This window comes from Neobacillus drentensis, assembly GCF_036965245.1.
Lineage (GTDB): Bacteria > Bacillota > Bacilli > Bacillales > Cytobacillaceae > Neobacillus > Neobacillus drentensis_G.
In genome coordinates, this window is the sequence record NZ_JBALPG010000159.1 from 3636 (window position 1) to 15611 (window position 11976).

Consider the following 11976-nt stretch of genomic DNA (forward strand, 5'->3'; position numbering starts at 1 on the left):
TTCATTATCTTATATATTCACCATTTTTATAGTAAAATCAATTCTTGAAATTTTCAAGCAAAACCTTATCCTATGTATTTAGAAATTCTTTTTAGGTTTATCGAAATATATTGAAAAACGGATGTATAAATTGCAACCGTTAAATAAATAAAGGGAGTAGTATCTTATCGACACTGCCCCCTTATTGACTGGCTAAAATGGTTACCAGCCTATCCTCAATTTTTTTACCTGTCGATTCGTCGAGCAGGTTATTTAACATAATCGAAAAAATCAGTGGTTGTCCACTTCTGGTGGTCACATAGCCCGAGAGTGTGCTGACTGTAGAGATGGTACCAGTTTTCGCTTTCACTTTTCCAACGGTACTGGAATTTTTCATGCGGTTCCTTAATGAACCACCCACCATTTTGTTTTGAACACCAGCAACTGGAAGTGAATTTAGGTATGCTGGAAACCACTTTTCCTTCTGCACAGCAAATAACAGCAATGTGAGTTGATTGGCTGGAATTAGATTTACATGTGAAATCCCTGAACCATCCCGAATCACCATTGTTTTTGTGTTTACCCCGAATTTTGCCGTTTCTGTTTCCAATACATCTAACCCCTTTTCCCAGCTTCCTTCTCCTTTCATCACCTTTCCCATTTCCTTGATTAATATTTCGGCATGTACATTATTACTAAGCTTCATAAATGGAACGAGCAATTCTGATAAAGGCATTGATTGATGGCTCCCCAAAACTTTTGCGGTATCAGGCGCAGTTCCTGTTGTTATTTTTCCCGATAAAGCTATCCCCTGGTTGGCAAGTGATTGTTTAAAAAGAGTTATTGCATACCTAGTTGGATCCCACACGCCAATCCATTCATTTACTGCCTTCGCATTTACAGGAAGTGTTCCTTCAATGGTTATCGTGTTCTTTGCGTGTTCCCGCTCAATTGTAATTTCCTTTTTTCCATCTTCTTTCACTGTTACAGCATGATTAACAATCTTCACATAGTTAGTTTTTGGAGTTACCTCTACATCCACCTTGTCTCCACTTTTTATTCCAGGTCTAACCTTTACCCTTATAGAACCTGAATCGTAATCAGTTGTCGGTGAGGCGGTTAATGCAGAAATCTGAGCACCATAATAAGTGGTTTCATCACTCCATGGCTGATCTAGTGAATAACGCACATCATCGTAATGCGAATCATCCCCGACCAAATTTCCCTTTATCCGTTTAATACCCAACTCCTTTATTTCCAATGCCATTTTGTCAAAATCAGTTTTTAACAAGGTCGGGTCACCTTTTCCTTTTAGAAAAAGATTACCTTTCAGCGTATTCTTTTTCACTTGTGCATCTGTAAGGACTTCAGTCGTGAAAGTATATTTTTCACCTAGGACGTTTAAGGCTGCTGCTGCAGTAAACAGCTTCATATTGGAGGCGGGGCGTAATCGAATATCGCCTTTATGGTCATAAATGATTTTACCGCTTCCAGCAGAACGAATACTTATTCCGGCGATAGCCCCCTTTAAATCCGGGTCATTTTGTATTAGTTGATTAAGTTGCTGAACCATATTCTCATGACCATTCATGGCGTTAACGTGTATGCCGAGAATAGCAGCAGAAATCACTGTGAAAAAAAGTAGGACAAAAAATTTTACTCTTAACTTCAATCTTGATCCAGCCTTCCCTTTTTCTTAGAGTTTGTCCAAAAGACCAATTTTGTATCAAAAATGGGAACGGTAGATGTTTGTACCAACCCTGTGGCATTCCACCTTGTGACTTAAAAACATACAAAAATAGAAACAATCTTTCACCTCTTGCTCAATATCAAGTATTTTTTTATTCAATATTCTTCACAACAGCTATATTTTTACTGAGATATGCCCAATTCTGTGGTGCCGCCAGACTAATTTGCCAAAAGGTCGTGCCGCTTAAATGATAAACATCAATTAGACGGTACTTTTCTATATAACTACGAATATCTTCAAACCAGACAACATGCTCCTCTACTCCATGCCAGTACCGATACCACGGGGATTTAGCGGTGCTGTCGAATTCAATTGGCGTACCGGTTGTAATCGCTTGATTTTGGGCAGCAAGAACTGATTGAGCATTTGTTTTATTAGTATGAACAACTTTATCATACCCGTAAAGCGCCAAAGCGATTTGCAGTTTACGAGGATTGATTTGGGTAATAGAGTACTGAATTACTTGCTCCACCCATGTAATCGGAGCAATCGGATCGGGTGGGCCGCCAGGATAACCGTAATCAATCGTCATCACCGCTACAAGGTCTGCCGCTTTACCAATCGCTGCATAATCATAGGCACCTATAATCCGATTGGTTGGAATATCAGCTGTTTTTGCATGAACATTTACATGCAAAATAAGCTCGCCTAATGCATTCTTTAAATCTGTTAAAAAAGTAATAAAATCACTGCGTCTTGCCGGAGGTATAAATTCAAGGTCGATGCTGACCCCGCCAAAACCTCTTTGTATCGTTAAATTTACAATACTTGCGACTAAATTTCCGCGATATGTTGGATTTTCTAACACCCTCCCTGCCAGCTCAGGACTAAAATCACTTCCAGTAAAATTTCGAATCATCAATAATGGTGTGATATTTAATTGATTACTTTTGGCTATGATTGCTAAATCCTCTATCTGATTATATGCGAATCCTTCTTCTGTAAACGAATAAGCGACAATAGCTAAATAGGTTAACTGTTCAGAAATAGAATCAAGTATAGTTAAAACGTTACTCTCAGACGATGGGACAATAAATCCAAGTGTGGAAATTTCTAATTTTTCTGGTGATGGAATGGTGATGATTTGACCGATGTGGAGTTGATTCGGATTTATTCCAGGATTCACGGCTAGAATCGCTGAGGGGTCAGTATTGAATTGCTGTGCCAAATTCCAGATTTGATCTCCGGCCACTATTCGATAATAGCGAAACGGCGGAAGACTATTTGGGATATATAAAGCAAGACCAGGAACAATTGAAGTCGCAGACGATAATCCGTTCAAATCAACAATGGATTGTATAGATACATTGTACCTATTCGAAATTGTCCATAGATTTTCACCAGCTATAACCACATGAACAGCCATAAAATCTTCACCCCCTATAACAATCATATGGGTTTGAGATATTAATATACTTAGATGTTAATCAATGAAACCAAAAAAAACACGTTGGTAAATTAGATGAACTTGGATGTAAAAAGCCCGGATTCACTGGGAACCCGGGATCTTTAAAATTCAAATTCATCATACCGGTATCTTCTGTATTTTGCTGTATGACAGGCATCACATGTTGGAAATGAATGGTCCCAAGGTAGCTTTTTACCGCACGTCTTGCATTTTTTAACGAATTTCTTTATGTCAGTTTTCAATCGCTCCTGCACCTGATCACTGATTTCCTCCCGCAGCCGTTCCCAAAAAATCGCTTCCGTTCGCTCGCCTAAGCGATATAAAAATAAAAGATGAAGCCCAATCGCTTTATAACTTAATTCTAACTCCTCTAAGCTTCTGTCCTTAACAATTGGCTCTGGAAGCTCCCTGCCCTGGATGATGGCATACATTGTATCTTCCCATTGTCTCGTCAATGCTTGTTCATTTTTTGAAAATGGAAGATGTAAGAACCCATATAGATCCATTAAGAATAGCCTCGCTTCTATTTCTGTCCCGGCAATGAGTTGATATAGCGACTTCTCCTCTGAAAGCGAGGCTTTTTTCGTCCCCTTCGGACTTTCAAATTTTCCCCAAAGCTCAAAAAAATTCCCCAAATCGTGATAATATCGTTGAAAGCGTTCGAAGACAGAATTGGTTGGAGCAATTGCAAACGTATGAACAGGCTCATCCTCCTGCAAAAGCAGGTTCCGCATTTTTTTGATATCACTTGTAAAAGCAACTTTTCCGACATCATAAATTCCTTTGCGACCGGCACGGCCAGCAATTTGTTTTACTTCTTGGGAGGTAAGCAGCCGTCTTCGTGTTCCGTCGAATTTATCATTCTCCAAGAAAACAATCCTACGAATAGGCAGGTTTAACCCCATTCCAATCGCATCCGTAGCGACGATCACCTTTGTTTTTCCTTTGTTAAACTGTTCGATCTGCTTTTTCCGTGTTTCCGGCGGCATACTGCCGTAAATCATGCTGACAGAATGGCCGTCATTTTGCAGACGTGAGGCCGTTTCAAGTACACGTCTTCGTGAAAAACAAATCAGGGCATCACCCTTTTTAATGTGCTTAATATGAAATTCCTTCGTTTCCACCTCAAGCGGCGTATCGCGGCTGTACTCATGAATTTCAATGTCTGAATTACCTAAAAGCTCTAGCAGCATTGTTTTTGAATTTCGGCTTCCGATGATATGTACTTCGTCAGCATTAGCTTTTGTGATGGCCTTATACCATGAAAATCCCCGGTCTTTATCAGTAATCATCTGTGCTTCATCAATCACGACTACTTCGTAATACTCTTTTTCATGGAACATTTCCACGGTACAAGAGGTATGGTGAGCATTTAAGACCATTTTTTCTTCCTCTCCGGTTTTTAAGGAGCAAGGTGTTCCTTCCGTATTCAATTTATCAAATACCTCTAGAGCTAACAAACGAAGAGGTGCCAAATACAAGCCGCTTTTTGCTGCTTTCATTTTTTCTAACGCATGATGCGTTTTCCCGGTATTCGTTTCACCAATGTGTAGGACATAGCGGACATGGCGTTGTAACGAAGAATCGTATTCCGCTCCAAATATGTCCTTCATCATCCGTTCTTCGGCTTCTTTTTTCCGCTGAAGTTCTTCCTGCTCTTTTTTCTGTTTCTTTTCCCGTTCCATGAGGTTGTTTTCTAAAATATCCTTATGCACCTTAGGATCAAAAGGAATTTCTACTAACTTTATTAAGTCAGAAACATATTCTTCTTGAATATCTTCAATAAAATAACTCTCAATATCATATAAAAGCTGTGCAATGCTGCCTTTTACAAACGAAACAGATATTTTCTCATGAAAGATATCGTGAAAATTATCCTTAATCTCAGCTGAAAGCTGCTCTAGTATTTTCTGCGGGATCAGATCTGATAGATAATCAGAAATTAAACTTTCATAAACAAAGAAATAAGTTTGATATTCAAATAAACTTCGGCCCCAGTTTAGTGTCTTATGAATATCACCAGTCAATTCTTTAAAAAAAGCTGCTACTGTTGTATAGGCCGACGGATCAAACGAACCCTGATTAACTAATTTTTCCTCAAGTGCAAAGGTATCCACAGATTGAAACTTCACATTATTTTGCAGGTCGGCAGCTAATTGTTTCGCAACAAAGTGGCGGACATTAATATAAAATAGTTCATATTGTTCTTCCATAATACCAACTGCAAAATCCTCGATTTCTCTTTGAAACGTTAACTTCTGTTCTTCAAGCTGTTTCTGTTCCTCACGCTTTAAAAAATTGTCCTTTGCATCATGATAACGCTCCAACCACTTTTCTTTCTCTGCAGCAAATGTTTGGTTTAACCATTCCATGACATTGAAAGGCTGATATGTTCTCATTTCATCTCGGAATAATTTATTCAGAAGTTTTCTGTCAATCCCTTGTACCTCGTACCCTTTTTCACTTAGAAATTGCTTTTTTTCATTTTTTGGAACATCATTTGTCGATTTATTCAACCAAACGTTCACCCAAATTTGTTCTACATAATGTCCTCTATCTGCAATGTATTGTTTAAAGGATGGAAGTATTTCTTTCGTTTCTAGATAGCGGTCAATATCTTCAACCACTTTCATTTTTGTATGTTCAATTGCTTGAGGGTAAATGGTTTGTAACTTGCTCATACGAATCCCTCCACTTTAAATTGATTTCTTTTTTCATGAAAGTTATGTATAATGTGAATAGAGAAGATCATATAGTAAAAAAGACCGAGCATGACGTCAAACTGCTCGGTCATGCAATAGTTGATTCCCTTAAAGGGGATCGGCGTAAAGGGCAATAATCCACCGCTTATGCTTGCCGGCTCAAGGGTGGATTATTTTTTTTTGTGGAAAGACAGAACCGTGACAATGAGACTAGCGAACGATACAGCCAACATCAATGCCTGAAAAACTGTCAAAAGCATCACCCCCTTTCAAAAGGAGATGTGCCGTCCACCCTTGAGAAAACTATTCTATTGCATTTTCATTATAGCATTAATTAAAATACCGAACAAGCGTTCCTTATATATTATGTTGATGACAATATTGATCAACCAAGTCTTCGATTTGATCCAGTTCAGGAAACTTACCTGAAAACTGAAATTGAATTTCTTCGATAAATTGGTCTTTGTTATACACGTGGACCGCTCCATTTTGTTGAATGACACTAAATTCCGGAACAAATCGATATCCGCCGCGTTCAATAGCTCCCATAAATAGTCCCCTTTTACATTTTTTATTATAGTATAAGCAGAAAATGGTGAGATACTCCTATTTAGGAGGATAGTGAGACGTCTTCGTTTTTGCAATTGGCTCATTTTTACTTCATTTTGGACGATTTATTGAATTTATGGATCATTATCCTTATGTATTTTCTCATTTATTAGCTCATTTTTCAGCAGTTTTGGATGTTTTCCATATTAAGCCAAATTTGCTCATAAAAAATAAAGAGGATGGCGTACTTTCCACACATCCTCTTCCATAAATCAATTATGCTGTTGTATATACCTCTTCTTTATTTAACTCATGACGAATCGTTGCTTGTGCGGCAGCCAATCGTGCAAGCGGCACTCGGTATGGTGAACAGCTTACATAATCTAAACCATTTTGATAGAGAAACTCAATCGAACTCTTTTCTCCACCAACTTCACCACAAATCCCGACTTTAAGAGATGGCTTTGTTTTCCGCCCAAGCTTTACTCCCATTTCAACTAACTTACCCACTCCATCCCGGTCTAGGACAGCAAATGGATTTTCTGGAAGTACTTTATTTTCGATATAGGATTGCAGGAATTTTCCTTCTGCATCATCACGGCTATAGCCAAAGGTTGTTTGGGTTAAATCATTCGTTCCAAATGAGAAGAAATCGGCTTCTTCAGCAATTTCGTCAGCTGTTAAAGCTGCACGTGGAATCTCAATCATTGTCCCAATTGTATACGTGAAATTCTTTCCGGTTTCTTCCTGTACACTTACGGCTGCATCAATCACTAACTGGCGCATTTGCCTTAACTCATTCACATGACCAACCAAAGGAATCATGATTTCAGGCTCAACATCCATGCCTTTGTCTGCAAGTGTCGCTGCTGCATAGAAAATCGCTTTCGCTTGCATTTCATAAATTTCAGGGAATATCATTCCAAGACGGCAGCCGCGGTGGCCGAGCATTGGATTGACTTCATCTAATTGACGAATCTTTTTAAGCAAATGCTCTTTTTCCTTTAATTCCTCAGATTGAGGATTTAAAATTTGCATCTTTGTTACTTCCACTAATAGTTCCTCTTTATCTGGCATAAACTCATGCAATGGAGGATCCAATAAACGGATTGTCACCGGTAACCCTTGCATCGCTTCAAAGATACCCTCAAAATCTCCCTGCTGCATTGGTAAAAGCAAATCAAGTGCTTCCATTCTCTCCTGATAATTCTCTGCTAAAATCATTTTTTGAACAATTGGAACACGGTTTATATCCATAAACATATGTTCAGTTCGGCACAATCCAACTCCTCCAGCACCAAATTCAAATGATTTCTTTGCATCTTCCGGATTATCTGCATTGGCACGGACGCCAATCTTCCGCTCTTGGTCTGCCCAGGTAAGCAGAAGCTGAAACTCATCAGATAGTTCTGGTTCAATCATTGGAATTTCCCCAAGCATAATTTCACCTGTAGACCCATCAATCGTTATGGTATCACCATAGTTCACAAGAGTTTCGCCAACTGTGAATTGTTTCGCCTTTAAATCGATCTTTAAGGCTTCACATCCACAAATACAAGCTTTTCCCATACCTCGTGCAACTACAGCTGCGTGGCTTGTCATACCGCCACGACTTGTCAAAATGGCTTGAGAAGCGACAATACCATGGATATCGTCCGGTGTTGTTTCAGGTCGTACTAAAATCACCTTTTTACCGTCATTTCCAAGAGTCTCTGCCTCATCTGCATCAAACACCACTTGGCCTGTTGCTGCCCCAGGAGATGCCGGCAAGCCTTTTGCTAAAATTGTCTTATCAAATTTATCATCGATGCGGCGGTGCAGCAATTGATTTAATTGGTCTGGATCAACCCGCAGTAAGGCTGTCTTTTTATCAATGATTCCTTCTTCCACCATTTCAACAGCAATACGAATCGCTGCCTGCGCAGTACGTTTACCGTTTCGAGTTTGCAGGATGAAAAGTTGGCCGCGTTCAACAGTGAATTCAATGTCCTGCATTTCTTGATAATGCTGCTCAAGGAGTTTGCATGTATCTGAAAATTGTTTGTATACTCCTGGCATTTCGTCCTTTAAAGTCGCAATTGGCTGCGGTGTCCGAATGCCAGCTACCACATCTTCTCCTTGGGCATTAATTAAATACTCCCCGTATAAAACATGCTCGCCTGTTGACGGATTTCTAGTGAAGGCAACGCCTGTGCCTGAATCATCCCCCATATTTCCAAAAACCATACTTTGAATGTTAACGGCAGTTCCTAGATGATCCGGTATTTTATTAAGACGGCGATAAACGATTGCACGCTGGTTGTTCCATGAATTAAACACAGCGTTAATGGCAAGGAATAGCTGTTCCTTTGGTTCTTGCGGGAATTCCTTTCTTGTATGCTTTTTAACAATTCCTTTATACCCAGCTATAACCTCCTGCCAATCTTCTGCTGTCATTTCTGGATCTGAAGAATAGCCTTTCTGCTCACGTGTTTCTTCTAAAAATTGTTCGAAATAGTAGGTATCAATTTCAAGCACAACATTACTAAACATTTGAATGAAGCGGCGGTATGAATCATAAGAAAAACGGGCGTTATTCGTTAATTTTGCCATCCCGATAACGGTTTCATCATTCATCCCAAGGTTTAAAATAGTATCCATCATCCCAGGCATAGAAAAAACAGAACCTGAACGAACGGAAACGAGCAATGGATCTTGTGGGTCTCCCAGTTTTTTACCCATTTTTTCTTCTAAGTGTGATAGAGCTTCTAAAGTTTGCTTTTCTACTAACGTAGGAATGGTTTTATTAGCTTCATAGTAACCATTACAAGCCTGTGTTGTGATGGTAAAACCATAAGGTACCGGCAAGCCAATTCGCGTCATTTCTGCTAGATTAGCACCCTTTCCCCCTAGCAATTCTCTCATATTGCCATTTCCTTCATTAAATAAGTAAACAAATTGATCCATGATTAAAAGCTCCTCTCTTTTTTCAACACGTCTAGAATTAAGCCTGCTGTTTCTTCTACAGCCTTATTTGATACATCAATGACAGGACAGCCCACGCGTTTCATAATTTTTTCAGCATGATCTAATTCTTCTAAAATCCTCTCAAAGCTTGCATAATTTGCCTGTGATGCTAACCCTAATGCTCTTAAGCGTTCCTTGCGAATTTCATTCAACTTATCAGGTGAAATAATTAACCCTATGCAATTTTTGCGTGGGATTTTGAACAATTCATCCGGCGGCTGCACCTCTGGTACTAACGGAACATTGGCGACTTTGAAGCGCTGATGGGCCAAGTACATGGACAGCGGGGTCTTTGAGGTTCGAGATACACCTACTAAAACAATATCCGCCTTTGTTATTCCTCTTGGGTCACGGCCATCATCATATTTAACAGCAAATTCGATTGCTTCAATTTTCCTAAAATATTCTTCATCCAGTTTTCTCATTAATCCAGGTTGATGTTGTGGTTCCTTATTAAATTTTGTAACAAACGCATTCATTAATGGACTAAGTAAGTCCACTGCCATAATTCCTTCTTCACTAGCACGCCGATCTATATACTCTTTCAATGCTGGAATGACAATCGTATAAGCGATAATAGAATGGTCCTTTTTGGCTAATATAATGACATCTTCAATATCTTCAAAGTCATCCACATATGAGTTACGGCGGATGTCTACTTGACCACCGTTAAACTGTGTTGCAACTGCTTTTACAACAAACTCAGCCGTTTCCCCAACTGAGTCTGATACCACATAGACAACTTCTTTCTTTACCAAAATTCCAGCCACTCCCTTAGTCTGATTTTTCTTCCATGATTTCTAAATATGCACGTGTGATCGTTGTTTTCGTAATGCGGCCGACTAGCAAATATGTATTTTTTTGCCCGGCCATTTCCTTTACTACTGGTAAGGAATCGATGTGATTGTAAATCATCTTTTTAGCTGCTTCGAGCAATGTTTCTTCTGGATTAATGGTGATAATATTTGGCATTCTTGTCATGATAACACTAACCGGCAATTCATTTAGATTTCGATTTCCTAGAGATGCTCTGAGCAAATCCTTCCTTGAAATAACCCCTGCTAAATGCCCGTCCGCATCGACAGCGTAAAGCGTTCCAACATCCTCTAAAAACAACTGTACGATGGCATCATATACAGATGTTGATTTACCAACGACAATCGGGAGTGCTTTATAATCATTTACTTTTTGGTGAAGAAATCTTTCAGCCTGGCGCTTTACTTGTATTTTTTCATTAAAAAAGTAACCTACTCTAGGCCTTGCATCTAAGCTGCCTGACATCGTTAAGATGGCAAGATCTGGTCTTAACGCTGCCCGTGATAAGGAAAGCTTTTCAGCGATCTCTTTTCCCGTTATCGGTCCACTTTGTTTAACAATCTCCAGAATTTCATCCTGGCGCTTTGTAAGTTTAATCATTACCACCTCCTAATTTACAATTAATATGATATATTATATTTATTAATTGTAAATGTGATATACTTATTTGTATATAGTATATTACATTTGATTAAGAATCGAAACAATAACTTTTATTTTTTTTTGACAAAATTGCAAACTATTTATTATCAATAATAATTACTCAATAAAAAAATCCCACCACAATTCGACGAGATTTTGGTCTAATTATTCATTTTCTTCATTTCCATTAAGCCTCTCCAGTAGTTCAAAAGGACGGACTTTAAACGCTTCATGCGGTATGCATTTTCCTTTCATTGCATCCAATACTCTTGGAATGAATTTTCCGCGTTTTATATATTGTTTAACATTTCCTAAGTTGATTTTAATAAAACGAACATCTTTTGTCTCATTAGATGTTTTTGGATTTCCTCCAATACTTTTTCCTAGAAAGACAATTGAAACTGTACTTCCATTAGAATATACTCCGCTTACACCTTGCAATTTTACTATTATACCTGTCTCTTCCACAATTTCTCGACACAGTGCCACGTCAAGTGTTTCACCATCATCTACTCCACCTCCAGGAAGTTCCCACGTATCTGCTCTCCAAAAAGTTTTTACTAGCAATGTTTCATTTTTTTCATTTGTTATATACCCGCTTACCGTTACTGTTTGTTTTGGAGAACTGTATGCTCCCGTTGAAGTCAGAAAGTCTTTACGGATGTCTAAAAAAAGCTTTCCTAATTTCTGAAGTTGAGATTGTGCACGTTGATGCATTTCATCACTTAAAACTCTTTCTTCAATTTTTACATACTCTTCATAGCTGGGGTACTCCCAAATTGCAATGATCTCTTCTTCTGACACTGTTACCCAACGACCGGTTAATTTTGCACCATTTTTCAAATTATTGGGGTACAAGTATTCATGAAAAAATTTATTAAAATCACTGACTTTTTCAGGGAGAACTTGAAAAGTTTCTCTTATATAAAACATATTTCTCCTCACTTCATTGTTCAATTTCTTCATTTTACGTAATTTTAAAAAATATGTTCAGGATAAAACGTGGAGCACAAGCCGACAGCAGCGCCATCGAACGAAGTAAGAGGGCCTATTTAAAAAGCACTGTAATCCTTTTATTTAATAATGGTACTAATGATATATTTCAAATGAATAAATTACTGAAC

9 protein-coding genes are annotated in these 11976 nt (G+C 38.6%); all 9 read right to left on the minus strand.

Features of this window, described 5'->3' with window-relative positions:
• Nucleotides 1-181: 181 nt before the first annotated feature.
• Complete coding sequence (gene dacB / locus V7150_RS23425) at nt 182-1651, minus strand: D-alanyl-D-alanine carboxypeptidase/D-alanyl-D-alanine endopeptidase (RefSeq protein ID WP_335523014.1); 1470 nt, start codon at nt 1649-1651, stop codon at nt 182-184.
• Between the two features lie 169 nt (nt 1652-1820).
• Nucleotides 1821-3095 carry a glycosyl hydrolase family 18 protein gene (locus tag V7150_RS23430; protein WP_335523017.1) on the minus strand — a complete coding sequence of 425 codons (1275 nt, stop codon included), beginning with the start codon at nt 3093-3095 and terminating at the stop codon, nt 1821-1823.
• Nucleotides 3096-3238: 143 nt separating this feature from the next.
• On the minus strand, nt 3239-5818 hold the full coding sequence (locus V7150_RS23435) for a DEAD/DEAH box helicase (protein ID WP_335523019.1): 2580 nt from the start codon (nt 5816-5818) through the stop codon (nt 3239-3241).
• A 191-nt stretch (nt 5819-6009) separates the two neighbouring features.
• On the minus strand, nt 6010-6099 hold the full coding sequence (locus V7150_RS26680; protein ID WP_222860763.1) for a putative holin-like toxin: 90 nt from the start codon (nt 6097-6099) through the stop codon (nt 6010-6012).
• 97 nt (nt 6100-6196) lie between these two features.
• A complete protein-coding gene (locus V7150_RS23440) occupies nt 6197-6388 on the minus strand; it encodes a YbxH family protein (RefSeq protein WP_335523021.1) in 192 nt (63 codons plus the stop codon).
• Nucleotides 6389-6664: 276 nt separating this feature from the next.
• The gene (gene ppdK / locus V7150_RS23445; protein ID WP_335523023.1) at nt 6665-9334 is read right to left on the minus strand and encodes a pyruvate, phosphate dikinase; all 2670 of its coding nucleotides are present in this window, start codon (nt 9332-9334) and stop codon (nt 6665-6667) included.
• Nucleotides 9335-9336: 2 nt separating this feature from the next.
• Nucleotides 9337-10152: a pyruvate, water dikinase regulatory protein gene (locus V7150_RS23450; RefSeq protein WP_335523026.1), complete on the minus strand. Its 816-nt coding sequence runs from the start codon at nt 10150-10152 to the stop codon at nt 9337-9339.
• Between the two features lie 16 nt (nt 10153-10168).
• On the minus strand, nt 10169-10810 hold the full coding sequence (locus V7150_RS23455) for a helix-turn-helix transcriptional regulator (protein WP_283918884.1): 642 nt from the start codon (nt 10808-10810) through the stop codon (nt 10169-10171).
• Between the two features lie 207 nt (nt 10811-11017).
• Nucleotides 11018-11818 (minus strand): NUDIX hydrolase, encoded by an 801-nt coding sequence (locus V7150_RS23460; RefSeq protein WP_335523030.1) that lies wholly within the window; start codon nt 11816-11818, stop codon nt 11018-11020.
• Between the last annotated feature and the right edge of the window lie 158 nt (nt 11819-11976).